Origin of the sequence: Caballeronia sp. Sq4a (assembly GCF_023170545.1) — a bacterium.
GTDB lineage: Bacteria > Pseudomonadota > Gammaproteobacteria > Burkholderiales > Burkholderiaceae > Caballeronia.
In genome coordinates this window covers 106455-130552 of record NZ_CP084252.1, presented here as the reverse complement: position 1 = coordinate 130552, position 24098 = coordinate 106455, and the positions used below count along the sequence as shown (strand labels likewise).

General features: G+C 63.3%; 19 protein-coding genes. 7 read left to right on the top strand and 12 right to left on the bottom strand.

Annotated features, from left to right (window positions below):
• Positions 1 to 18: 18 nt before the first annotated feature.
• Genes tssH through LDZ24_RS20155 form a run of 8 tightly spaced genes read right to left on the bottom strand, consistent with a single transcriptional unit; the run spans position 19 to position 9809 of the window.
• Entirely contained in the window at positions 19 to 2670 is a 2652-nt protein-coding gene (gene tssH, locus LDZ24_RS20190) for a type VI secretion system ATPase TssH (protein ID WP_248323888.1), read from the bottom strand.
• Positions 2663 to 3694 (bottom strand): type VI secretion system baseplate subunit TssG, encoded by a 1032-nt coding sequence (tssG, locus tag LDZ24_RS20185; protein ID WP_248323887.1) that lies wholly within the window; start codon positions 3692 to 3694, stop codon positions 2663 to 2665. The genes tssH and tssG overlap by 8 nt, the downstream gene beginning before the upstream one ends.
• On the bottom strand, positions 3679 to 5559 hold the full coding sequence (tssF, locus tag LDZ24_RS20180; RefSeq protein ID WP_248323886.1) for a type VI secretion system baseplate subunit TssF: 1881 nt from the start codon (positions 5557 to 5559) through the stop codon (positions 3679 to 3681). The genes tssG and tssF overlap by 16 nt, the downstream gene beginning before the upstream one ends.
• Complete coding sequence (tssE, locus tag LDZ24_RS20175; RefSeq protein ID WP_248323885.1) at positions 5556 to 6104, bottom strand: type VI secretion system baseplate subunit TssE; 549 nt, start codon at positions 6102 to 6104, stop codon at positions 5556 to 5558. The genes tssF and tssE overlap by 4 nt, the downstream gene beginning before the upstream one ends.
• Positions 6105 to 6140: 36 nt before the next feature.
• On the bottom strand, positions 6141 to 7649 hold the full coding sequence (tssC, locus tag LDZ24_RS20170) for a type VI secretion system contractile sheath large subunit (protein ID WP_248323884.1): 1509 nt from the start codon (positions 7647 to 7649) through the stop codon (positions 6141 to 6143).
• Positions 7650 to 7653: 4 nt separating this feature from the next.
• The gene (gene tssB, locus LDZ24_RS20165) at positions 7654 to 8184 is read right to left on the bottom strand and encodes a type VI secretion system contractile sheath small subunit (protein ID WP_248323883.1); all 531 of its coding nucleotides are present in this window, start codon (positions 8182 to 8184) and stop codon (positions 7654 to 7656) included.
• A gap of 41 nt (positions 8185 to 8225) precedes the next feature.
• Entirely contained in the window at positions 8226 to 9278 is a 1053-nt protein-coding gene (gene tssA / locus LDZ24_RS20160) for a type VI secretion system protein TssA (protein WP_248323882.1), read from the bottom strand.
• Positions 9279 to 9323: 45 nt separating this feature from the next.
• Entirely contained in the window at positions 9324 to 9809 is a 486-nt protein-coding gene (locus LDZ24_RS20155; protein ID WP_248323881.1) for a type VI secretion system tube protein Hcp, read from the bottom strand.
• Between the two features lie 459 nt (positions 9810 to 10268).
• Here LDZ24_RS20155 and LDZ24_RS20150 point away from each other — a divergent pair, with 459 nt between their 5' ends.
• Together LDZ24_RS20150 and LDZ24_RS20145 are read left to right on the top strand one after the other, a co-directional pair.
• Positions 10269 to 10811, top strand: a complete 543-nt coding sequence (locus tag LDZ24_RS20150) for an RNA polymerase sigma factor (protein ID WP_248324232.1) — start codon at positions 10269 to 10271, stop codon at positions 10809 to 10811.
• On the top strand, positions 10808 to 11692 hold the full coding sequence (locus LDZ24_RS20145; protein WP_248323880.1) for an anti-sigma factor: 885 nt from the start codon (positions 10808 to 10810) through the stop codon (positions 11690 to 11692). Before LDZ24_RS20150 ends, LDZ24_RS20145 begins: the two co-directional genes overlap by 4 nt.
• A gap of 449 nt (positions 11693 to 12141) precedes the next feature.
• Here LDZ24_RS20145 and LDZ24_RS20140 read toward each other — a convergent pair.
• Positions 12142 to 12953, bottom strand: a protein-coding gene (locus LDZ24_RS20140; RefSeq protein WP_248320663.1) for an IS5 family transposase whose coding sequence is annotated in 2 segments (ribosomal slippage) — positions 12142 to 12605 and positions 12605 to 12953 — 813 coding nt in all. Because the reading frame shifts where the segments join, the coding sequence is not laid out codon by codon here.
• A gap of 290 nt (positions 12954 to 13243) precedes the next feature.
• Positions 13244 to 13708 carry a hypothetical protein gene (locus LDZ24_RS20135; RefSeq protein ID WP_248323879.1) on the bottom strand — a complete coding sequence of 155 codons (465 nt, stop codon included), beginning with the start codon at positions 13706 to 13708 and terminating at the stop codon, positions 13244 to 13246.
• 302 nt (positions 13709 to 14010) lie between these two features.
• On the opposite strand from LDZ24_RS20135, the gene LDZ24_RS20130 reads away from it, so the two are divergent.
• Entirely contained in the window at positions 14011 to 15174 is a 1164-nt protein-coding gene (locus tag LDZ24_RS20130; protein ID WP_248323878.1) for a TIGR03118 family protein, read from the top strand.
• A 350-nt stretch (positions 15175 to 15524) separates the two neighbouring features.
• On the opposite strand, the gene LDZ24_RS20125 is transcribed toward LDZ24_RS20130, so the two are convergent.
• Entirely contained in the window at positions 15525 to 16769 is a 1245-nt protein-coding gene (locus tag LDZ24_RS20125) for a hypothetical protein (RefSeq protein WP_248323877.1), read from the bottom strand.
• Between the two features lie 573 nt (positions 16770 to 17342).
• Between LDZ24_RS20125 and LDZ24_RS20120 the strand changes: the two genes are divergently transcribed.
• The 4 genes from LDZ24_RS20120 to fabI are packed head-to-tail and all read left to right on the top strand — an operon-like array spanning position 17343 to position 22662.
• Positions 17343 to 19664: a DUF3141 domain-containing protein gene (locus LDZ24_RS20120; RefSeq protein WP_248323876.1), complete on the top strand. Its 2322-nt coding sequence runs from the start codon at positions 17343 to 17345 to the stop codon at positions 19662 to 19664.
• Positions 19665 to 19709: 45 nt separating this feature from the next.
• Positions 19710 to 20648 carry a phosphate acetyltransferase gene (locus LDZ24_RS20115; RefSeq protein ID WP_248323875.1) on the top strand — a complete coding sequence of 313 codons (939 nt, stop codon included), beginning with the start codon at positions 19710 to 19712 and terminating at the stop codon, positions 20646 to 20648.
• A gap of 4 nt (positions 20649 to 20652) precedes the next feature.
• Complete coding sequence (locus LDZ24_RS20110; protein ID WP_248323874.1) at positions 20653 to 21867, top strand: acetate/propionate family kinase; 1215 nt, start codon at positions 20653 to 20655, stop codon at positions 21865 to 21867.
• 12 nt (positions 21868 to 21879) lie between these two features.
• Positions 21880 to 22662, top strand: coding sequence for an enoyl-ACP reductase FabI (gene fabI / locus LDZ24_RS20105; protein WP_248323873.1), 783 nt, complete (start codon positions 21880 to 21882; stop codon positions 22660 to 22662).
• A gap of 256 nt (positions 22663 to 22918) precedes the next feature.
• Here fabI and LDZ24_RS20100 read toward each other — a convergent pair whose 3' ends face one another.
• Complete coding sequence (locus LDZ24_RS20100; protein ID WP_248323872.1) at positions 22919 to 23911, bottom strand: ferritin-like domain-containing protein; 993 nt, start codon at positions 23909 to 23911, stop codon at positions 22919 to 22921.
• Positions 23912 to 24098: the final 187 nt, after the last annotated feature.

The window sequence follows — 24098 nt, the reverse complement described above, 5'->3', positions numbered from 1 at the left end:
CGCAGGCTCCTTTCCGATTCAATCGAACGCGTAGGTCAATTCGCCGTCGCTCACGCCGATCGCCACTTTCGCGACGCTGCGTCCATCGGCGAGGCGGCTCAGGAATTCGGTGCTCACGCGCGGCAGGACCGTGTTGGTCAGAATCGCGTCGATCATGCGCCCGCCGCTCTGAAGCTCGGTGCAGCGGCGCGCGATCTCGCGCGTCACCGCGTCGTCATAAGCGAAGCCGACGCGATACCGCGCCTCGATGCGCCGCCCGATGCGCGCGAGTTGCAGGCGGATGATCGCGTCGAGCATCGCGTCGTCGAGCGGGTAATAGGGAATCACCGTGACGCGGCCGAGCAGCGCGGGCGGAAACACGTCGAGGAGCGGCGCGCGCAGCGCCTCTGCGATCTCGTCGGGCGGCGGCACGTGTTGCCGCCCCACGCAAAGCTGCGTGATGAGTTCGGTGCCGACGTTCGTCGTCAGCAGGATCAGCGTGTTGCTGAAGTCGATCTCGCGGCCCTCGCCGTCTTCCATGCGGCCCTTGTCGAAGACCTGGAAGAAGAGCTTGTGCACGTCCGGGTGCGCTTTTTCGAATTCGTCCAGCAACACGACGCTGTACGGGCGACGCCGCACCGCTTCCGTCAGCACGCCGCCCTCGCCGTAGCCCACGTAGCCGGGCGGCGAACCCTTCAGCAGCGAAACGGTGTGCGCTTCCTGATACTCGCTCATGTTCACGGTGATGACGTTCTGCTCGCCGCCATAGAGCGACTCCGCGAGCGCGAGCGCCGTCTCCGTCTTGCCGACGCCCGAGGTGCCCGCGAGCATGAACACGCCGACCGGCTTCTCCGGATTGTCGAGCCCGGCGCGCGAGGTCTGCACGCGGCGGGCGATCATCTGCATTGCATGTTGCTGGCCGACGATGCGCCGGTTCAACGCCGAGGCGAGATCGAGCACGCTTCTCACTTCGTCGCGCACCATGCGGCCGACCGGGATGCCGGTCCAGTCCTGCACGACCGATGCGATGGCATGGGCATCGACAGCGGGCAACACGAGCGGCGTTTCGCCCTGCTCGATGGCGAGCTGGCTCGTGAGTTCGCGCAGATCCGCGCGCACTTCCGTCGATGCTTCCATCGACGACTCGCCGCGTTCGCCGATTTCCGCGCGCGCCGCGAGAATCCGCGAAACGAGAGCGCGTTCCGCTTCCCAGCGCGCGGTCAGCGTGCTCAGGCGTGCTTCTTCGCTTGCGAGCCTCGCGGCGACATCGGCGCTACGTTCCTGTGCGTCCTCGGCCGATGTCATGCCCAGCGCCGCCTCGCGCGCCGCGATCTCGCTTTCGAGCCGCCACGCTTCGATGCGGCGCTTCGCATCGTCGATGGCAGGCGGCAGCGCCTGCTGGCTCACCGCGACGCGCGCGCAGGCCGTATCGAGCAGGCTCACGGCCTTGTCCGGCAACTGCCGCGCGGGAATGTAGCGATGCGACAGCTTCACCGCCGCTTCCAGCGCCTCGTCGAGCACCTGCACGCCGTGATGCTGCTCCATCTTGCGCGCGAGACCGCGCATCATCGCGATGGCACTCGCCTCCGACGGCTCCGGCACCTTCACCGCCTGAAAGCGCCGCGTGAGCGCCGGGTCTTTCTCGATGTGCTTCTTGTATTCGACCCATGTGGTCGCCGCGATGGTGCGCAGCGTGCCGCGGGCGAGCGCGGGCTTGAGCAGATTGGCCGCGTCGCCAGTGCCGGCCGCGCCGCCCGCGCCGACGAGCGTATGCGCTTCGTCGATGAACAGGATCACGGGCGTGGCCGACGCCTGAACCTCGTCGATCACCTGCCGCAGCCGGTTCTCGAACTCGCCCTTCACGCTCGCGCCCGCTTGCAGCAAGCCGATATCGAGCGTGCGGACGACGGCGTTGCGCAGCGCGGGCGGCACCTCCCCCGCGACGATGCGTTGCGCGAAGCCCTCGACGACCGCGGTTTTGCCGACGCCCGCTTCGCCGGTGAGGATCGGGTTGTTCTGGCGGCGGCGCATCAGGATATCGATGACCTGGCGAATTTCCGCGTCGCGTCCGACGATCGGGTCGAGCTTGCCATCGCGCGCCTGCGCGGTCAGATCGACGGTGTAGCGGTCGAGCGCCTCGTGAGCGGCGAGCGGCGTGGCGAGCGGCGCGGCGGCATCGGCGGATTCGACATGCGCCGCGTTCCCGATGCCCGCTTCGGGCGAACCGTCGAGCAGCGTGTCGAAGCGCGCCGAAAGCGCGTCGAAGCCGATCTTCTCGAACTCGCGCGAGAGCGCAAAGAACGCATTGCGCAGGTTCGGCGTGCGCAACATGCCGATGACGAGGTGCCCGGTGCGCACGGTCGCCGCCCCGAAAATCAGCGAGCCGAAGACCCAGCCGCGCTCCACCGCTTCGTCCACCTGCGCCGAGATATCCGATACCGAGCTCGCGCCGCGCGGCAGGCGGTCGAGCGCGGCGGTCAGGTCGCGGGCGAGCCGGGTTTCGTCCAGCTCGAACGCGCGCACGAGCCGTTGCAGGTCGGAATCCGGCGCGAGCAGGATCTGATGAACCCAGTGCGCCAGTTCGACATACGGGTTGCCGCGCAGCTTGCAGAACGCGGTGCCGTTCTCTATCGCGCGATACGCAACGGGATGCAGCTTGCCAAACAGGGCCTGGCGGCTGATCTCAGTCATGGAGCGTCTCCTCGATGTGGCTCGTGCGCGCAGTTCGCGCGATCACGACCCGATGGTCATGGACCGGCGCGCCGCTCGTGAGCCACGTCGTCCAGCCAAGGCGCGCGCCGCCCTTCGGCGTGCTCGCGAGGCGAAGCGCGGGCACTTCGTCGCGCTTCAGATGCAATGCGACGTCCCAGTCGAGCGGATCGCGCACGTAGCTCTGCACCCAGTCGCGCAGCTTGCGAAGACTTGCGCCGCCCGGCAGGAAGCGCAGGAAATCGGCGTACGACAGCGGCCCGATCACGATGCGGAACTTGTGCTGGCAGTCCCATACGCGCGTGCCGGCCACCGCCGACACGCCGAGCCGCGCATCGCCCAGCCGCGCGAGCGAATCGGCGGGCAGCGCGATCCAGTGCCCGCGCCACGGCTCGATGGCGACCGGCACGCCGAAGAAGCGCGCCAGAATCAGCCGCAGGCCGCCCGCGTGGCGCGTCGGCGCGGCGAGCACGCCCGCGAAATGGCGGCGCGCGTGGTCCGGCACGGCGTCGCGGTCCTGCATGCCCGGCGCGCCGAGGCCGAACAAGCTGCCGACGTAATCCGCGATGCGGTCTTCCTGCGGACGGTCCGCGCTCACGACCGGCTGCGCGTCGGCCCATGCGCGGTAGAACAGCGAGAGCATCCGGTGATGAAAGACATCGAGAAAGCGCGCGAGCGTCGGGTCGTTCGCGTTGCGCGCGCGTTCGCGGACATACGCGGTGAGGTGCGTCGGCAGCGGTCCGTTCGGGCCGAGCAGGCCGAGGAAATTCACCGCGAGGCGCCCCGGCTCGCCGCCTTCGCCCGGCGTGTAGCCGCCGAGCGTCGTCGGATGAAAAATCAGTTCGGGCTCCTGCGAAAGGCGCACCGCGTCGTCGCGAGGGCTCGCCGAACGGCCGAGGCGCGGCCGCGTGGCGTTCATCTGTTCGATGAGCCGCAGCGCCTGAAAGAAGTCGAAGCGGCGCGCGTCGCGGGCGAGCACGGCGTCGAGGTTCAGAGCGTCGGGCATCGTCCGCTCCTGTGCGGCCAGCGCATGATGCAACCGCGCGCGAGCGTCGCGACGGCGGTCTCGGCGAACGAATTGATCGACACGTACTGCGCCATGAACTGCGCGAGCACCGCGCCGAGCAGGAACGCGCTCGCGCCTTCGAACGCGGCATCGTCGAAATTCAGCGTGACGGCGAGGCCACGGCCGAACACGATCGGCCCCGGCGACGGCAGGCGGCGCACGACCGGCTCCGACGACACCGAGCGCAATCCCTCGATTTGCCGCAGCGCCGCCGCGTCGTCGGCCGGGCAGTAGAGCGCGAGCAATTCGCGCAGCGCCCGCGCGCCCTGCTGTGCGTCGTGATCGACGAGCGACGCATAGTTGAGCGACAGATGATCCAGCAGCCGCCACGCCGCCGGACCTTGCGCGAAGGAAGGCAACGGCCGGCTCGGACCCGCGAGGCAGCGCACCGCCGTCACGGGCGCTTCGGCGTCGAGCGTGAAGTCGGTCGTGCCCGCGCCGAGCGGCATCGCAAGCGGCAGGTCGCGGTTCGTGCACCACGCGGTGATGCCGAGTTGCCGAACGTCGCCGTCGAGCGGGGCGCTCGCTGCATCCACGAGCGCGATGAACGCCTCGCTGCCGAGATAGCCGCTGCGCGCGCCGTCGCGCTGCTGGCGCACCGACGCGCGCCGTGCCTCGCGGCGCAATTGGTAGAACGCGCCGCCCTCGCCCGGCGCGTCCAGGTCCTTCGCGCAGTAGAACGGCCTGAACGCCCGCTGCGTCTCTGCGCCCGAGCCGTAGCCGGTCACGTCCTCGATATGGTGGATCTCGTAGTCCATCGGCCGCGTGCGATCGACCACGACGTGATATTCGAAGTCCGTATGCGTGAGCGCGATGCGGTCGGTACGGCGGCGAAACAGGTTGATCGCGGGCGTGCAGTTCAGCGCGAAATGCGCTGCATCGACCGCGCGTTCCAGCGACGCATCGGTCTGATCGAGCAGCACGACGATTTCGACTTCGCGTTCGCGGCAGTGGCGCAGCGCATCGCGCAAGCCGGCAATCTCGACGAACAGAAAGCGCGGCGCGAAGGCGAAATACTCCTGCAACAGCCGGTAGCCATCGAACGATTGCTGGCTGACCGGCAAGAGCGCCTCGTCTTCGGCGAACCCGAGCGGGCGCAGCGCGGTCTTCGGCAGCACGGCGAGCGTCGTATCGGCCGCGCCGTTCTTGCCCGGCTGCACGACGGCGACGCCCGCGCAACCGGCAAGCAGCCGCTCGTGAATGCGCAGCGCGAGGCCGTCCGCGCCGCGCAGATGCAGTACGAGACGGTCGAGCGCGAGGCGGTCGAAGCCGAGCGTGCCCGTCGCGCGCAGCCGCAGGCGCAGCGCGGCCCTCGATGCGACCTTCGCGCTCGCCGAAGCGCCCTGCGTCACGAACTTCGCCTGCGCGATTTCGACCGGCCAAAGCGTGACCGCGTGCGCGGTGCGGAACTCGCAGCGCGTCGACGACGACGCGTCGAGCATGCTTCGCAGCACGGTATGACGCGGCACCACGATGCCATTGGCGCTCGCCGCGAGTTGCGGGTTCGCGTGATCCGCCATCAACTGCACGACGGCCATCGAAGGCGTGGGCGCCAGATAGTGCGGATACGTCATCTCCAGCAGATGCTGCGTGAAGCGCGGAAACTCGGCGTCGAGCTTCATCTGCACGCGCGCCGCGAGAAAGCTGAAGCCTTCGAGCAGCCGCTCGACATACGGGTCCGCGCATTCCAGGCCGTCGAGCGCGAGCCGTCCCGCGACCTTCGGAAACGCGGCCGCGAATTCGCCGCCCATTTCGCGCAGATGCCGCAACTCCTGGCTGTAGTACTTGAGGAATGCCGGGTTCATGCCTGCACCTCCGCGCCCGTTTCGCCGTGGACACTGCGCGCGGGCGCGGCGTCCGCTATGCGCACTTCGCCTGCTTCGAGATCCAGCTCCGTGCGCAGATGCAGCCGCTCGGGGTACGGCCGCGACCACATCTGCGCTTCGATCTCGAAGCAGATCACGTGGCCGCGCGCACTGTTCTTCGCGTCGTCGATCACGGTGACGCGCACCGATTCGCGCGCGAGCCGCGGCTCGAAGGCCCACAGCGCATCGCGGATCAGCCGCTCGACCGCGCCCGGCGTGAGCGCCGCGACGTTGCATCCGGCAAGATCCGGCAGCCCATAGTTGAGGACGGACGTCGCCACGTGAGGGAAACCCGCCGTATCGATGCGGGCCGCGAGACCGCTTGCATTCAACAGCCAGCCGATGTCGCGCCGCACGCTCTCGCGCAGCGCCCGCGACGACATCACGCGACGCTCGCGCGGTTCGGTTCGCGCGTGCGGTTCGTGATCGGTCAGGCGGTCGAGCAGCGACGGTTGCAGGCGGTCGCGCGTGGTCGGATCGGACATGGGCGGGTTCCTCTCGTCGTGGTCAGGGTGCGTGCTTTACGCGGTCTTCGCGGTCGGCAGCTTGGAGACGAGCCGCAGCGACACCGTCAGGCCTTCCAGCTGATAATGCGGACGCAGGAAGAACTTCGACGTGTAGTACCCCGGATTGCCCTCCACTTCCTCGACAACGACCTGCGCATCCGCGAGCGGCTTGCGCGCCTTCGTGTCGTCGGACGAATGCGCAGGGTCGCCATCGACGTATTGCAGAATCCAGTTCTGCAGCCAGCGCTCCATGTCGTCGCGTTCTTTGAACGAACCGAGCTTGTCGCGCACGATGCACTTCAGGTAATGCGCAAAACGCGAACACGCGAAGAGATACGGCAGGCGCGCGGCGAGGTTGGCGTTCGCGGTGGCGTCCGCGTCCTCGTACTCGGCGGGCTTGTGCAGCGACTGCGCGCCGATGAACGCGGCGAAGTCCGAGTTCTTCTTGTGCACGAGCGGCATGAAGCCGCTTTTCGCGAGTTCCGCCTCGCGCCGGTCGCTGATCGCGATCTCGGTCGGGCACTTCATGTCGACGCCGCCATCGTCCGTCGGAAAGGCATGCACGGGCAGCCCTTCCACCGCGCCGCCCGATTCCACGCCGCGAATGCGCGAGCACCAGCCGTAGGTCTTGAACGAGCGCGTGATGTTGGCCGCCATCGCATACGATGCGTTCGCCCACACGTAATGGCTGCTGTTCGCGCCGGCGGTGTCTTCTTCGAAGTCGAATGCTTCTACCGGGTCCGTCTTTGCGCCATACGGCGCGCGCGCGAGAAAGCGCGGCATGGCAAGACCGATATACCGCGAGTCTTCGGAGTCGCGCAGCGAGCGCCATGCAGCATGTTCCGGCGTCTGGAAAATCTTGGTCAGGTCACGCGGATTGGCGAGTTCCTGCCACGATTCCATCAGCAGCGCAGCCGGGTCCGCCCCCGCGATAAACGGCGCGTGTGCCGCCGCGGCGATCTTCGCCATTTGCGTGAGCAGGTCCACGTCCGGGCCGCTATGGTCGAAGTAGTAATCCGCGACCAGCGCGCCATACGGCTCGCCGCCGAACTGGCCGTACTCTTCCTCGTAGAGCTTCTTGAAGAGCGGGCTCTGATCCCACGCGACACCGCGATACTTCTTGAGCGTCTTGTGCAACTCGGGCTTCGAGATGTTCAGCACGCGAATCTTGAGCGACTCGTCCGTTTCCGTGCTGTTCACGAGGTAGTGCAGGCCGCGCCACGCGCTCTCCACTTTCTGGAAGGGCTCGCTATGCAGGATCAAATTGATCTGCGCCGTGAGCGCCTGATCGATCTGCGCGATGAGCGCCTCGATGGTCGCGAGGACATCGCCGGAAATCACTTGCGTGTCGCGCAGTGCCTGTTCGGCGAGCGTGCGCACCGCGTTTTCAACGGCTTCGCGGGCCCGCTCCGACTTCGGCTTGAATTCCTTTTGCAGGAGCGCGGAGAAGTCGCTCACTTCGGGCGCGGCCTGTCCGTATGCGACGTCCGTGGCGGCCTGCGGGTGGATGCTGAGATCGTTCATCGCGTCATGCTCCGTGGTTGGGCGCTTCGGTTTCAGACGTGCTCGGGCGCGGCTCGGCGGACAATGCGCGCATGAGTCCGGGTTCTTCCAGCAGACGAGCGATGAGCGCTTCGGCGCCGGTCTTGCCGTCCATGTACGTGAGAAGGTTCGCCAACTGCGTGCGCGCCTCCAGCAACTGCCGCAGCGGCTCGACCTTGCGCGCGATCGCGGCGGGCGTGAAGTCGTCCATCGACTCGAACGTCAGGTCCACGGCCACGTTGCCTTCGCCCGTCAGCGTGTTGGGCACCTGAACCGCCACGCGCGGCTTGACCGAGCGCAGGCGTTCATCGAAGTTGTCCACGTCGATTTCGAGGAACTTGCGTTCCGCGACGCTCGGCAGCGCCTCGGCCGGCTGACCCGAGAGATCCGCGAGCACACCCATCACGAAGGGCAGGTTCACCTTCTTTTCCGAGCCGTAGACTTCGACGTCGTATTCGATCTGCACACGCGGCGCCCGATTGCGCGCGATGAATTTCTGACTGCTTTCCTTAGCCATGATGGGTTTCCTTCGGATATCTAACTAGATTACTGGGTTACTCATTCGACGCCGCCCAGATGCCTGAACTGATGCGCGCCATCCGGCGCGACGTCCTCGATGATCTCGATGAAGCTCTTGCCGACCAGCCTTCGCGCGCGCTGCAGCAGGACCGGCAGCGGGCTCGACGGCTCGTGTTCTGCGTAATACGCGCAGATGGCATCGAGCGTGTCGACCACGTCGCTTGCGTTGGCAATGCGCGGGGCCATGGCGATTCCGGGCATGGCCGGCTCATGCGCTGCCGATCCGGAATGGCTGCCCTCTTCACTGCTGTCGGTCTCCATCGCACCGCCCCGTCGCATCACCTGTGGATCGAGCGCCGCAACGCGGGCCGCGACGAACTCGTCGATGCGGGCAAGCGGCCGTGCCAATGCGCCGAAGTCCAGCGCCCGCGCCGGCCCGACGCGCTCGGTCAGCAGCGACTCGATCCGCACGAGCGAAGCCCGCGCCGACGCCAGCGCATCGCATGTGGCCCGCGCAGCCTCGGCGCCCGCGAGCGCGAAAGCGGCGTCGATGGTCGCCATGCTCGGCATCTCGCTGCCCTCCGCGAGCGGCAACTCGCCCGCCATCACTTCGAGGTCGCGTAACGCAAACGCGCGATGACCGCGCGGCGCGACGAACGGCACATCGCGCAGCGCGCCGGCGAGCCCTGCGGCATCGAGAAGTGCCGAGAGCGCATTGACTCGCGCGGTCGGGTCGCCATCGGCATCGTCTAGTTGCGGATGGACGCTGCCCCACTGCGTATCGAGCAAGCCTTCGATCAACGCGAGGCCGCGCGCCAGTCCTTCGAAGCCCTCGCGTGCGGTGCTCGCCTGCGTGTAATGCACGGCCACTCGCAAGTCACGCGTGCGCGCAAAGAGCGTCCTCGCAAGCGAGAGCGCGAGCGCCCAGTCGGGCGGCGTCGCCGCGATCACGACGCCGCCGTATTGCGCATCGGGCTTGCCCGCCACCGCCTCTTCGAGCGCACGGAAGTCGGCGCTGTATTCCTCGTCGTCGCCGCAGGGTGCGTGCGGCGTGATGTCGGTGAGCCAGCCAGCGATATCGGCGTGATTCATGTCGATGTCCCGATGCGTTGAAGGTTACGGCGGCGTGCTCGTCGGTCACTCCGACTTGTTCTCGGGGACGTTCCACTTGCCGGTCACGACCCCGCCCTTCTTAGCGCCGTTGTTGTCCTGCGGCTGATATTCGACCTTGTACTTGGCGAAGTTCAGCGAGACGTTTTCCGAAGCCTGGTCTCCACCACTCATGCCGACCGAATAGGTGCTGATGATCACTTCGTTCAGCGTGATCTTCATATATTCCACAGGCTCTTTTCCGCCCGCCTTGCGCATGGTGAGCACGACCTCGGGCATGTGCGCGCCTTGACAGCAGGCTTGCGCGATGGTCGGCGAACTCTTGTCGAGATACTTGCTGAACGAAAGGTCCTGCACCGATGCCGTCCCCGTCCCGCCGCCCGTTCCGCTGTGCGTGGTGCCCGTCTGCGCGCAGCCCCACGACCAGCTCAGGACTTCGATCTCTTCCTTGTGAACCGAGTCCTGTGATTCGCCCTTGATGTCGCCGAGCTTGATGAAAATGTCTACAGCCATGTCAGTCTCCAGGTAATGAATGTGCGTGTTACGGCACGGTGAAATCGCGTCGTTCGAGCGCGAAAGAGGTCGATGCGGTGCGGATTCGTTCGGTTTCCTAAGTACGCGGCGTGCTTTCTGCCACATCGGGAAAGCATCGAATCAGGTCGAATCTTGCTTGCCGGCGGCTTGCGTGAAGCGTTCGCGCATCGGTTCGGGACCGACTATGCTAAGAAAGCGTGTGCATGCGAAACACGTGTTTCGCATGACCGTTCTGCCTGATTGCCGGGCTTGGTCGAGGAGGGTCGCCATGATCTGTCTCCTATTCGTTCTTTCGAGTGCGCTTCGTTGCGCGAGCAGTGACCCGAAAACAGCCGGACTCGCCGGCTTATTCCGCACAAAAAATCGAAAAAGCCCTGGAATAAGCGGGCCGCTCGGGTGTTATCAATCATGAGCGCGCCGACACCAGGAGCTGCCCCGATGAACGACGACGACCTGCCCGCCGTCCTGCCGACACTGCTGCCGCGCCTGTGGCGCTTCGCGCTCAGGCTCACGCAGAACCAGCACGACGCCGAGGATCTCGTCCAGCGAGCCTGCGTGCGGGCGCTGGAGCGGCGCAATCAGTTGCAGCCGGGCACGTCGACGCTGAGCTGGCTCTTCTCGATCGTCCATTCGACGTGGATGAACGAGTTGCGCTCCCGGTCGATACGCAGCCGCGGCAGCATGGACTGGCAGGACGAGGAAATCGAGTCGTTGGCCGATCCGGGCGGGCACAATCCGGAAGTCGATTTGATGCACCGCCAGGTATTCAACGCGGTGGAAGCGTTGCCCGAAGCGCAGCGCGTCGTCATGGTGCTGGTGGCGATCGAAGGCCTGAGTTATCGCGAGGCCGCCGACGTGCTGGACGTGCCCATCGGCACGGTCATGAGCCGGCTTTCCCGCGCTCGGCTGACGATTGGTCAGCAATTCGGCGTGCAGGCGCCGGCTGCGGCACAGAAAGGACAAAAAGGGGAATCCATATGATGAATGTCGACGACACACTGCTGATGGCCTATGTCGACGGGGAACTCGCGCCGGAGCAACGCGCGGAAGTCGAAGCGGCCATCGCGCATTCGGACGATCTCGCGGGCCGTGTGGCCGCGCTTCAGGCGTCCGTGCTTCCGTATCGCGCCGCATACGAACGTCGTCCGGTGCCGCCGGTGCCCGAGAGTCTAACGCGCCGCATCGACGAGCTCGTCAGCGTGACCACCGCGCAAAAGCGCCGTCCGGCTCGCGCGAGCGGACGCTTTCCGATGCAGTGGGCAGCCGCTGCATTCGTCGCGGGCGCCATCTGCTCCGGCGTGCTGACGGGTTATCTCGGCGGGATGAATCCGCTGAAGCCCGGCGTTGATCCGTGGGTTCGCAGCGTCGCGGATTATCAGGTGCTATACGGACGCGATACCGTTGCGAACATTCGCGAAGACAAGGTGAGCACGGAGCAGGTTCTCGCGGACATTCATCAGCGCGATGGCATGCCGGTGAACGTGCCTGACTTGCGGCAGGCGGGACTCAAGTTCAAGCGCGTGCAGCGGCTCAATTATCACGACCGGCCGCTCATTCAAATGGTCTATCTGCCTGAACGCGGCGATCCCGTCGCGCTTTGCGTGATCGAAGAAGCGAAGAGCGATGAGCCCGTTCGTACGCAGCAGGTCGGCGAGATGAAGACTGTGACATGGCGCACCAACCGCCTCGCCTACGTGCTGCTCGCGAAGGACACGTCGCTCGATTTGCAGAAGCTCGGGCAAGGCATCGCGAGCGGCAAGGTGGCGGAACTGTATGGCCAGTCTGCCGAAGACGCGCCGCGCGCCAGCCTCGCGGCGCCGTGCGACGATGTTTCGCAGAACTGTCGCCGTACGGCGACATGACGCAGAATGCGCATGCAATGAACGGCGGGGGCCGCATCGTGGCCGTATGCGGCGACGCAAAAGCACATGCGGACTACGCCGGCCTCGGGCAGTCCGCGCCCCCGTTCATGTTCCGACGAGACAGCCGCTAGTTACCTCTATCGTTAACTACCGTCGCTGATCTCGCCGTCGAGCGCTCTCGCCAGTGCGCAAGGTCGCTCCACAAGTCCCGTCCCTCCTATTGCGGGGAATAGCCCACCCCGCGAATAGCGACTGTTTCAATGCGCGCGTTGGTCCTATCTTCTGCTCATGCGCTGACGCGCTTGACAGTCGGATCGCGCAATCGCGCAATTGAACCGCCCTGGGAGGACTGCGATGACACGCGTAATCATCGGCATCTTGTTTCTGATCGTGCTGTGCGCCGGCTGCTATGCGCTGGCACACGGCGATGGTCCCATGACTTAGAGGCGTTAACAGAATGACTTTTGCAGCTGCCGCCAGCATATGATGCAGCAAGCGATTTTGAGGAAAGCCTCGTGTATGAAAGCGAGCCGTTCGAAGCGGATGCGCAGTCGGCGGAAGTTGTGAAGCCACGAAATGGTCCGCTCCACGACCCAGCGTGTTTTGCCCAGCCCGCTTCCATGAGGCTGACCGCGTCGAGCGATTTCGGTTGCAATGCCGGCGGCATGCAGTGGACGTCGGTATTTGTCGTGGTCGTAGCCTCTGTCGCCCTGAACGACCCGAGGCTTCGATAGCGGTCTGCCACGCTTGCCGCTGATGGGCGGAATAGCCTCGACCAGCGATTGAAGTTGAGTGACGTCGTTTCGGTTGGCGCCGGTCAGTATCACCGCAAGCGGGATACCCTGGGCCTCGGTGATGAGATGGTGCTTTGAACCGGGTCGCGCGCGGTCTGTGGGATTCGGTCCTGTTTTTGACCTGAGCCCACAGCGCGGATTGAGGAGGAATCGACGATGACGCGAGACCAGTCGATTTGGTCGGCTGCGCGCAATCGCGCAAGCAGCACCTCGTGCAACTGCTCCCAGACGCCGGCGGCCTGCCAGTCACGCAAACGACGCCAGCAACTCATGCCACTGCCGCAGCCCATCTCGCGAGGCAATAGGTCCCAACGCAGGCCCGTCTGTAAGACGAAGAGGATGCCCGTGAGCACCGCACGATTATGGAGCGGCCTGCGCCCTGGGTAACGGGTTCGTCGTGGGTTGGGCGGGGGCAGCAGCGGTTCAATGAGTGCCCACAGTTCGTCGTCGAGTATCGGCTTGGCCATGTCCTTTTCGTCGTCGAAACAATGAAAAGGTTAACAGCATTCATCGAGAGTTAACAGCCCCTTCGCTCATTTTGTTAAGGCTTCTTACTTCATGGACGACGATTCGCTCTTGTCTCAATGCCTATGCGAGCAGCAAGCGCTGCTCACGCCTGGCTCGCCGACGTGAATGTTGGCCGCATCGACCCTCGAACCCGCACCGCCTCGCCTTCGCGGAAGCGTCGGGCCAACAAGGGTCGTGAACGGAGCAGCCTTGCACGTCGACTCAGTCCCGAATCTCCAAACTTAATGGACTACTTCACCTCATTCGACGCTTCATGAGCCTGCGCGTCGTGTCCCGATGAAGGCAAGACCGTCAGGGTCTTATGCATTCCCATCGCGTAATGGCCGGGCATATTGCAAATCAGCACGTATCGCCCTGGCCGTAAGTTCAATGACAGACGCTTGCTCGATGCGTTGTGAACGTTTTCTACTTCGCCCATTTTTTTCAGCTGCCCTTCCACCACTTGACCATTCCTGACGGGCAACCGGCTTTCGTCGATGTTCGTCGACAAGACGACGAATTCGTGAACGGTTCCGCTTCTCGCCACATTCGTTACTTCGAACGAGACGCGTCCTGCTCTCGCTCTATCCGTGTCGAGCCGGATGGAGTCGTCGCCCAATGCGACATGGATCGTCTCGTTCGCCACGGCATTGAACGGGAGAACCATCGCGACGGTCATCATCAAACGATTCCACTGATACTGCCTGACTTTCATGGCTAGCCCCTCGTCGCATCCTGCGGCACGTGCAGCTTGTATATGAACGTGCCGGACACCGAATTCATTCCGCGCGCGCCTATCTTTTCTATGGCTCCGGCGTGTCCGGATATTCGTATATATGTAGCGGTTCTAATAACTCACACGAAGCGTTCGCGGCTTTCCATCCCAACCGCCCGAACGGACGACAGGAATTCGCTAAAGCCTTCGCATGCTCTGGAATATTGGAAACGTCACCCCGTTTACCTTGCTTCAGCTCTATTCGAGGAGCATGTCTCGTCAGTCGAGCCAAGGAGGGTGTCATGTCTCATTTCTCTGGATGTCTGAAAGCAGCAGTGGCGATCGCCGTCGCCAGCGGTTTTACGACCGTTCATGCAGACCACGGTGACGCATATGTCGTGAGGCCGCTCGTCTCGAACGTAGCAGGCGCGGCACCGAAAGTGGACGGCGTCCTGCGCAACGCCTGGGGCATCGCGTTCAGCCCTGCAGGCAGTCCTTTCTGGATCAGTGACAACGCTACGGGCTGCTCCACGCTGTATGACGGCGAAGGTACGAAAGTCCCTTTGCAAGTTGTCATTCCTCTTCCCGGAGGCGTCATACCGTCTAGCGCATGCCGCCCGGTCGTCCAAAAGAATTCACCGACTCCCGCGCCGGCTGCACCGACAGGAATGGTGTGGAACGCCTCGGCGGCGTTTCTTGTCCCTGGAACGACTATCCCCGCGGCTTTCATCTTCTCGACCGAAGACGGCACACTCGCTGCCTGGGCCGGCGGCCTCAGTCCTGCGAACAACGCCGTGCTTGCGGTGGACAATTCAGCCGTACCGTCCGTCGCGAATCACGCCGTCTACAAGGGCCTCGCGTTCGGCGTCAACAAAAGGGGACTCTTTCTTTTCGCCACGAATTTCCGGTCCGGCCGCATCGATGTCTTCGGGCCCAGCGGCGGAGTCAACGGCCGCTATATGAGCGCGTCGACAGACGGCGGCTTCGTCGATCCACAAATGCCGGCGGGCTATGCGCCTTTCGGCATCAGCAATATCGACGGCGATCTTTTCGTCACCTATGCCCAGCAAGATGACCAGAAGCATGACGACGTCGCCGGCGACGGCCGCGGCTTCGTCGATGTGTTCGATACCGATGGCCATCTGTTACGTCGCTTCGCCAGCCGCGGCACGCTGAATTCTCCCTGGGGCGTCACCCGCGCCTCGTTCGACTTCGGTCCTTTCAGCGGCAAGATATTGATCGGCAACTTCGGCAATGGACGGATCAATGTGTTCAACAACGACGGTGCCTTCGTCGATCAGCTGGAGGATGTATATGGCAATCCGCTGACCATCGACGGTTTGTGGGCGCTTTCACTGGGCGGCGGGCGCAACTCGAACTCGGACACCCTTTACTTTTCGGCAGGTCCGAACGAAGAGGCGAACGGGTTATTCGGGACTATTTCGCCGGTGCGAGGCCGCAAATGATGCTGGCTATGCCTTGCTAGCGTTCGCCTCGACGCAGCGCAGCGCGAGCGTACTGGCCGCTCGTCCTGCGACGCGGGGCATCGCGGAATGAGCGTCGGTGTCAACGCTTCGCAGTCGGCGAGTCATGAGTCACGGCACATGGATTTTCCTTCCATGCAACCTATCTTCAAACATGAGGCGTGCAGCGACGAACGATGTTCGTCTGCTGCTGCGCTTCGAGCAGCAACTTCGCGCTGTTGCTCGAGACATGAAGCAGACGCAAATCAAATGAACCCATGCCGCATGCACTGCACGAAATCGCCCGCGTCCTGGCTCGCACACGACACTGCCCCCGCATGCATGCTCGCAGCCTAAAAAACCAATCCGAAGAGTCGCTTGAGCAAATCTTCAAGAGACATCATTGTCAATGCGAGCGGAACAATCGGAACAAGCACCGCAGCGCCGAGCCGTACAATGGCATCGCGTGTGATTGGAGCAATGCGCATCGTCCGAACGACGTCGAAGCTATTGGCGAGATCCGCCAGCGACTGAATGTCTGCACTTCCCACTAGCGGCTCGTCTGAACGTGAACCGCTCTTCAGCCACTTGGCGTCGAATTCCCGCGTGTAACGTTCCGCCAGCGAGCCAAACTCACTCAAACCCGTTCGCTTTGCCTTGGCCAGCTGTGGCGCGAAAGCCAACAAAGGGGCGAAGACCAGGCCAAGCAGAAAGAGGACCATCGCGCCGGTTTCTGCCTTGAACTCCGTCAGTGCTGCACCGGCGAAGAAAATGCGATTCGCGAACTGCGCGGCCAGCATCGCACCATGCGCAACCAGCAGCGCCATGAACGCATAGACGGTGTTGGCAAGAAACCCCAGGCCGCCTACGCGATCAGGATGTGCGGGAACGAGGTCGAGTTCGATGCGCGATACCTGCCACAGAAAACGCGTCCACACGAACAACCGGAAATACCATCGGATGAGCAGGAACTGAAAGATAGGCACGCTCACATAGCCGTACCAGATTCCTGCCAGCGAGAGCGACAATCCACTAGCGCCCGGGACGGCGTACCATGTGGTCGTCGTTTGCAGGGCGGTGTATTGGCGCCAGACAATGAAGATTCCGACGCCGTACACCAGGGCGATCAGTAGCAGCTCCGCGGGCACCGAATTGCGCAGCCGGAATGCGGACCGGATTGCATCGTCAAAGCGCGTGACGGACGCCTCCGGAATGATGTGCCGGTCGAGAAATGCACGCGCGATCGGGCGCAGGCGCCGATGAACGACGAGCTCGGCGAGGATCAACAACGGCACGGCCACGAGAAAGCGAATATGGACTTCCATATCCAGCAAGAACGGAATCGCCACCGAATGGCCCCACAGATGCCCTTCCAGCGCGGAAAGCCCCAGCAGCGGCAGCCATGCGACAAGCGAGATGACGAGGATCCGCTGACGAACGAGATCCAAGGCATCATCGGCTATGTGAGCCTTGCGAAAAAGCTGGAAGAGCGGCCCGCCAAGTACCAGGGAAAAGTTTTGCGTATCGCGCAGGATTTCCTCTGCCGTCGGCGGCGCTTGTTGTGTCTTTTCCGGTACCAAGCCTGAATAGCGATTCATTGTCCAGGTGCCTCCTTCGTCGTGTTCCGCCGCAGTGGCGAGTTCACTGCTAGTGCTCAAGTCGACCATCACACGCGATTCTCGACCGTCGGTTCGATCGTAAGGCGACGTCGTTTTTCCGAAGTTAATCTACGTCAAGCGCTTGTCTTTCAGGCACGTGAAGACCGATGTGCGAAGCGCTCAGCATCGACTTAAGTAGTGGCTCACTACGATATGGACGTTAGGCTAACTACGTATCGAAGGGCGTTTCTGTTCAGCACCTTCAGAAGAAAATACCGGGGCGTCAGGAGAAAACACACTTGCATGACTCGCAGGAGGCCTGTTGCAATAACCCGATTGCAGCTTCGCCACGCCGGATGAGTCAAGGCATTGCTACGCGCGGCTTGTGCCGCCTTTAATGCGCATGATCTTGATTCAGCACAAAGTCACTGCACTCGTCGGTTGGCGGTTGCCGTAAGCAGCTTTAGTCTAATCGTCATCGTCCGCTGCTAGCTTCTGTATTCAAGCCGCGACTTAGCGCACGTGCCGGGTCGCACGCCGCTGTTCCCGCTCTTCGATCGAGAGGTCTACGTCATGGACGCAGCAAACCAATTGTCACGCAGTCGGGAGATCAACGCGAAGGTTGCGCGCATACTGAACGCACGGACCGAAAACGCGCAGAAGAATTTCACTGAGCGATTACACGCCGCGTTCGGCGGCGCCGGCACCGCGCCCGGCGCGAACGCGCGTGCGCCGACTCCGTGGGACACCTGGTCCTACGGGCTCGACCTGATTCAGCGTTCGGTCATGTTCTGGGATACGCTGCGCGAGCGCGGCACCGCATTCTACGAACGAAGCCGGCAAGAGCCGAAGCCGGTGCTGCACTTCGACTACGAGTTCGTCCTCGACGGCCGTCAGTTCGAAAGACCCGTTAATTACGCGCTTCTGAAGATCACACCGCCCGAAGGCGTGACCGTGGACCCACGCAAGCGCCCGTACCTCATCATCGACCCGCGCGCGGGACACGGCCCGGGCATCGGCGGCTTCAAGGACGATTCACAAGCCGGTGTCGCGCTGCGAGCGGGACACCCCGTGTATTTCGTCGTTTTCTTTCCCGATCCTGAACCGGGGCAGACACTGCTCGACGTCTGCGTGGCCGAGCAACAGTTCGTGAAGCGAGTTCGCGAGTTGCATCCGGACAGTGACAAGCCCGCGCTGATCGGCAACTGTCAGGGCGGCTGGGCCGCAATGATGCTCGCAGCCTCCGATCCCGGCGATACCGGCCCTATCGTGATCAACGGCGCGCCGATGTCTTACTGGAGCGGCGCCTGGAGCGAAGGCGAAGGCGACAACCCGATGCGCTACGCCGGCGGATTGCTCGGCGGCTCGTGGCTCGCGTCGTTCGCCGCGGATCTCGGCGCCGGCAAGTTCGACGGCGCACATCTGGTGCAGAACTTCGAGAACCTGAACCCGGCCAATACGCTGTGGGACAAGTACTACCACCTGTATCACAACATCGACACGGAACCGCCGCGCTTTCTCGACTTCGAACGTTGGTGGGGCGACTACTATCTGATGAACAGCGAGGAGATCGAGTGGATCACCCGCAACCTCTTCGTCGGCAACAAGCTCTGGTCGGGCGATGTCAAAGCCGCCAGCGGCAAGGCATTCGATCTGCGCGACATCCGCTCGCCGATCATTCTGTTCGCGTCGCTGGGCGATAACATCACGCCGCCGCAACAGGCCTTCAACTGGGTGGCGGACCTGTACGGCAGCACCGAGGAGATCAAGGCACGCGGCCAAGTCATCGTCGGTCTGATGCACGAGCATATCGGCCATCTCGGCATCTTTGTCTCTGGCAAAGTGGCGAAGAAGGAACATGCGCAGATCGTTTCCGTGCTCGAAGCCATTGAGTCTTTTGCGCCGGGCCTGTACGGAATGTCGATTACCGAACGCGAAGGTACGGACGGCCAACCCGATTACGAGGTCGAGTTTCGCGAGTATCGGCTGGAAGAAGTGGCGGCTCGCTTCAACCGCTTCGAGCGCGAGGACGAGAAGCCCTTCGAGGCCGTGGCCGAGATTTCCGAGTTCAATCAGCGTGCCTATGAACTATTCGCGCGTCCGTTCGTGCAGTCGATGTCGAACGATACGAGCGCGCGCATGCTGCGCGCCTTCCATCCACTGCGCTTCCAGCGTTGGGCGTTTTCGGACCTGAATCCGTGGCTCGCGTGGCTGCCATCGGCGGCGAACGCAGTAAAAGCCAATCGCCAGCCCGCAAAACGGGACAATCCGTGGTGCGCAATGGAGACGACCGGCTCGCAATTGATCAGCGCATCGCTCGACTATTACCGGGCAATGCGCGACGCCGGCATGGAAGCGGCATTCTTCACGATCTATGCGAATCTCTTCTCGGCGTATCTCGCCGATCACAAAGCTCCGGCGGAAAGTCCAGTCAAGACCGGCGCAGAGCCGCGCGAGTTGCCTTTCGTGAAGGACGCGCTCGCGGCGATCAGCGAAGGCGGTTACACGGAAGCCATTGCACGCGCGGCGGCGCTTCTTGCACGCAAGGGCGAACCGCTGCCGCTCTCGCGGCTCATCACGCGCCAGGAACTGGCGCAGGCGTATGCGGACTACCTTCCCGAAGTGCCTCCTGATCAATGGAGGCGCATCCGCGGCGAGCAGGAACTCATCGTCAGCTTCGAACCCGAACAGGCGCTCGCAACGTTGCCACTGCTCATCGCCGACAAGAACGATCGCGCGCGCTTCGTCACGCTACTCGACGCGCTGATGACCGACGAACGGGTCCAGAGCACCAGCCCGACCGACGCGCAGCGGGCCATGCTGGATCGCATCCGCAATGTTCTCGCGGCAAAGCCCACGCGCGGCCGAGCCACCGCTGCACTCGCGCGACCATGACTCGTCCGGGCTATCGCATGCAGTCATCTTTTCGATGGAGGCACGATGGAAAACAAGCACGCGAAGTATCAACGGTTGATCGAGTTCTGCAAGAGCCTGCCCCCATTGCAAACGGCGGTCGTCCATCCCTGCGATTCGACTTCCGTTCAAGGCGCCGTCGAAGCGGCGCGCATGGGGCTGATTGCACCGGTACTGGTCGGACCGAAGGAGCGTATTGAAGCAGCGGCGGCGCAAGCCGGCATCTCCATTGCCGAATACCCGCTCGTCGATGCCCCGCACAGTCATGCCGCGGCTTCGGCCGCCGTTCAGCTCGTGCGCGAGGGCAAGGCCGAAGCGCTGATGAAAGGCAGCCTGCATACCGACGAACTAATGAGTGCGGTCGTCAACCGCGAATCGGGACTGCGCACGGAGCGGCGCATCAGCCACTGCTTCGTCATGGATGTGCCGCAGACCGAGCATGCGCTGATCGTGACCGACGCTGCAATCAACATCGCGCCGTCGCTCGACGTGAAGATGGACATTCTGCAGAACGCTATCGATCTCGGTCACGCGCTGCATTTCGAGCAAGTGCGCGTCGCCATCCTGTCCGCGATGGAAACCGTGAATCCGAAGGTGCCGTCCACGATAGAAGCCGCCGCGCTATGCAAGATGGTGGACAGGCACCAGGTGACGGGCGCGTTGGTGGACGGTCCGCTCGCGCTCGACAACGCAATCAATCTCGAAGCCGCGCGGATCAAGCACATCGATTCGCAGGTAGCGGGACGCGCCAACGTGCTGATGGTCCCCGATCTCGAAGCGGGCAACATGCTCGCGAAGAGCCTGTCGTTTCTGGCGGGCGCAGACGCGGCCGGCATCGTGCTCGGCGCGCGCGTGCCGATCATTCTGACGAGCCGCGCCGACGCCTTGCTGACGCGCCTCGCCTCATGCGCGGTCGCCACGCTCGTGGCAGAGGCGAAGCGCGAGACCCACAACGTGTTGAGGTAGCGTCATGGCCGACGTCATTCTGGTACTGAACGCAGGGTCGTCCAGCATCAAGTTCCGCGCTTTCGGCGTGGACGGCACGACCATGCATCTCGTGTTGCGCGGACAGGTCGACGGACTGGGCACGGCGCCCCGTTTCAGCGCGGTCGACAACGCCGGCAATACGACGGCTGAAGACATGAGCGCGCACGCTGGCCTCGACCACGAGGGCGCGATCGAGCATATTGGCGCGTTTCTGCGCAGCCACGGCGAAGGGCATCGTCTTATCGCTGTCGGTCATCGTGTGGTGCATGGCGGCCAGACGTACGCGGGGCCGGTTCAGGTGACGCCAGCGGTGCTGGATGAACTCGAAAAGCTAGTGCCGCTGGCACCGTTGCATCAGCCGCATAACCTGAATCCGATCCGCATCATCGCGCGAACGCGCCCGGAGTTGCCGCAAGTTGCCTGCTTCGATACGGCGTTTCACCGCTCGGCGTCTGAAGTGGCGCAGGCTTACGCACTGCCCGCCTCGATCACCGAAAAGGGCGTGCGCCGTTACGGCTTTCACGGCCTTTCGTACGAGTACATTGCGAGCGTGCTGCCGCGCCTGGCACCGGCCGCCCCGAGCGGCCGCACGGTCGTCGCGCATCTGGGCAACGGCGCGAGCATGTGCGCGATGGCTGGCGGCAAGAGCATCGCGAGCACAATGGGTTTCACCGCTGTCGACGGCCTGCTGATGGGCACGCGCTGCGGCAACCTCGACCCTGGCGTCATCCTCTACCTGATGTCCGAGCTGAAGATGACCACGCAGCAGATCGAAGATCTGATCTACCGGCAGTCCGGCCTGCTCGGCGTGTCGGGCATGTCGAGCGACATGCGCGCGCTGCTCGCGAGCGACGCGCCGCGCGCGCGCTTTGCCATCGACATGTACATCTACCGGATCGCGCGCGAACTCGGTTCCCTGGTGGCCGCGATGCAGGGCATCGACGCGCTGGTTTTCACGGCCGGCGTGGGGGAGAACGCCAGCATCATTCGCGAGCGCGTCGTGCGCGATGCAGCGTGGCTTGGAATCGAGCTCGACCCTGCCGCGAACGCGTCGGGCGGACCTTGCATCAGCGCGGCGTCGAGCAAGGCGACTGTCTGGGTCATACCGACGAACGAAGAACTCATGATCGGCCAGCATACGCTCGCGGCGATCAAGCCAACGGCGTCGACCAGTGGCGCCGCATCTCTGCCTGCATGAAGGATCTCTCTCATGACACCGACCTCGCCGCAGCCCATCCTACGCGACGCCAAGGCGCTCGTCACCGGCATCGCGAATGAACATTCGATTGCATACGGATGCGCAAAAGCCTTTCACGAACTCGGCGCGACGCTTGCGATCACTTATGCCAACGACAAGGCAAGACCCTACGTCGAGCCGCTTGCGAAAGACCTCGACGCATCGCTTTTCATGCCGCTCGATGCATCTCGTCAAACCGAACTCGACGACGTGTTCGAACGGATCGAGAAGGAATGGGGCGGACTCGATATCCTGGTCCACTCCATTGCATGGGCGCCCAAGGAGGACTTACAGGGCCCATTGCTCGACAGTTCCAGCGAAGGATTCGCCCGTGCGATGGACATATCCTGCCACTCGTTCGTACGGATGGCGCGTCTTGCCGCACCCTTGATGAAGAACGGCGGCACGATGCTCACCATGAGCTATCACGGCGCGAACAAGGTGGTTCCGACCTACAACGTCATGGGGCCGGTCAAGGCGGCGCTAGAAGCCTGCGCCCGCTATCTCGCCTATGAACTGGGGCCGAAGGGCATTCGGGTGCACGCCATCTCGCCGGGCCCGCTCAAGACGAGAGCCGCCTCCGGTCTGAAGGACTTCGACGTGCTTTTGACCGAGGCGGCCCAGCGCGCGCCGCTCGGCGAACTCGTCGATATCATGGACGTGGGCTTCACCTGCGCGTTTCTCGCGACGCCTTATGCGCGCCGCCTGTCGGGTGAGACCTTGTATGTCGATGGCGGCGTCAACATCATGGCGTGAGTGGCTTAGGGAGGTCTTCTCGGGAAACCTGACACAGGAAGCGTCGGTTTCGCGCCCCCCGCTGATCGAGGCATCGCGGTACGCAACCGTACGCCGCTCCCTCGCAGCGTCCCGCCAAAGCGGTAAGCGAAAGACTTTTGCGCTGGCGTGATTGCCCTGCTGCTTAACATCGGTATCGCGACGCAGAATGGCCCCGGTTTTGCAAATGACGACGGCTCACGGCTTCGCTCATTCAAACTTCCTTGAAGCGATGACCTCATTCCGTCTTACTGCGCATGAAGCGCAGTGCGAAAGCAACCAGCTTCGGTACCGTTTCGGGGCGCAGCAAACGGCGGTCATAGCCGGAAAACCGCCGTTCGTTTTCCGTCAGACATAGCTTCATCAGATCGGCGACACCGACCTGTGCCGACGACAGCGACTGCGCGCCGTTGAGAGTGAAGTTGTTGTCCTGTTTCTGTTCGTTGCCGTCGGCGTCGAGCGTTCGCGCGAGGCTCATCCGCTCCCAAACGAGAAACGCCCATACCGCAGCCACCTTTAGCTCGAAGCGGACACGCCGCCACCACGAGAGCCTGGAACGGTGCCACGCAATCCAGTTCGCAAAGAGCAGGATATGACGGCACTCCTCATGCATGACCGGCTCGAAGGTATCAACGAGTTCAGGCGGAAAAAGCCCCGAGCGGCGGGCGAGTTCGAAGAGGCCGAAAGCGAAGAAACTATCGATACATTCGCTGTAACCCGTGACCAGGTAAGCCCATTCGGTATCCTTTGGATAGACATACGGTGCTTCGCTCGCGAGCGGAATGCCGTATGTCGCCACCATTCGCGACAAGACTTCCTTGTGCCGGTTCTCCTCCCAGGCGTTGAGCGCCAGCGCGTCGCGAACGTCGGGCTCACTGAGGGTCGCTGCGTACGCGGCCATGCGCATCCTGGCCTTGCCCTCCGTCTGCACGGCGATGTCCCAGATCGGCAGAGACACGATTCTCTGCAACACGTCCGGTTCGAGCTTCGGCCAATCCATAATAGACGGACGATACGGACTGAAGGTCTCACGGAACATCCGACACATCTCGCTACGATGCGCGTCGGTGCCCGGCGTCAGTGGACCGGTCACGCTACTCGTCCACTGCCTGACCTTGCGGCCCGCCGCTTCTATCGTGGCTTCGTCGGGCTCACACTGCGGCAGTTCAGGCGGGCGGAAGCCATGAATCAGCCTTTCGACATCGAACCCGTCAAAGAGAGCTTCACTCATTCCGGATACACCCAGGTGAATGTAACGGTGCCGTGAGACCTAGTTTCAAACGAGCGTTCTAGTGCCTGTCAGGTTATGAGTCACACTGCAAAGAACAGAAGTTAAAAGCGAGTACGGTGTGCTTCAAAGTCAGTTTAGGATCGCTAATGTCTATTAATTCAGTGCTCACTAAAACCGAACTTGCTCA

Coding starts and splice junctions, on each gene's coding strand:
- tssF (WP_248323886.1), bottom strand. CDS start 5,559: ATGAACCCGGCATTCCTCAAGTACTACAGCCAGGAGTTGCGGCATCTG.
- tssG (WP_248323887.1), bottom strand. CDS start 3,694: ATGCCCGACGCTCTGAACCTCGACGCCGTGCTCGCCCGCGACGCGCGC.
- tssE (WP_248323885.1), bottom strand. CDS start 6,104: ATGTCCGATCCGACCACGCGCGACCGCCTGCAACCGTCGCTGCTCGAC.
- tssA (WP_248323882.1), bottom strand. CDS start 9,278: ATGAATCACGCCGATATCGCTGGCTGGCTCACCGACATCACGCCGCAC.
- LDZ24_RS20145 (WP_248323880.1), top strand. CDS start 10,808: ATGATGAATGTCGACGACACACTGCTGATGGCCTATGTCGACGGGGAA.
- LDZ24_RS20120 (WP_248323876.1), top strand. CDS start 17,343: ATGGACGCAGCAAACCAATTGTCACGCAGTCGGGAGATCAACGCGAAG.
- tssH (WP_248323888.1), bottom strand. CDS start 2,670: ATGACTGAGATCAGCCGCCAGGCCCTGTTTGGCAAGCTGCATCCCGTT.
- LDZ24_RS20125 (WP_248323877.1), bottom strand. CDS start 16,769: ATGAATCGCTATTCAGGCTTGGTACCGGAAAAGACACAACAAGCGCCG.
- fabI (WP_248323873.1), top strand. CDS start 21,880: ATGACACCGACCTCGCCGCAGCCCATCCTACGCGACGCCAAGGCGCTC.
- LDZ24_RS20130 (WP_248323878.1), top strand. CDS start 14,011: ATGTCTCATTTCTCTGGATGTCTGAAAGCAGCAGTGGCGATCGCCGTC.
- LDZ24_RS20155 (WP_248323881.1), bottom strand. CDS start 9,809: ATGGCTGTAGACATTTTCATCAAGCTCGGCGACATCAAGGGCGAATCA.
- LDZ24_RS20100 (WP_248323872.1), bottom strand. CDS start 23,911: ATGAGTGAAGCTCTCTTTGACGGGTTCGATGTCGAAAGGCTGATTCAT.
- tssB (WP_248323883.1), bottom strand. CDS start 8,184: ATGGCTAAGGAAAGCAGTCAGAAATTCATCGCGCGCAATCGGGCGCCG.
- LDZ24_RS20115 (WP_248323875.1), top strand. CDS start 19,710: ATGGAAAACAAGCACGCGAAGTATCAACGGTTGATCGAGTTCTGCAAG.
- LDZ24_RS20150 (WP_248324232.1), top strand. CDS start 10,269: ATGAACGACGACGACCTGCCCGCCGTCCTGCCGACACTGCTGCCGCGC.
- LDZ24_RS20110 (WP_248323874.1), top strand. CDS start 20,653: ATGGCCGACGTCATTCTGGTACTGAACGCAGGGTCGTCCAGCATCAAG.
- LDZ24_RS20135 (WP_248323879.1), bottom strand. CDS start 13,708: ATGAAAGTCAGGCAGTATCAGTGGAATCGTTTGATGATGACCGTCGCG.
- tssC (WP_248323884.1), bottom strand. CDS start 7,649: ATGAACGATCTCAGCATCCACCCGCAGGCCGCCACGGACGTCGCATAC.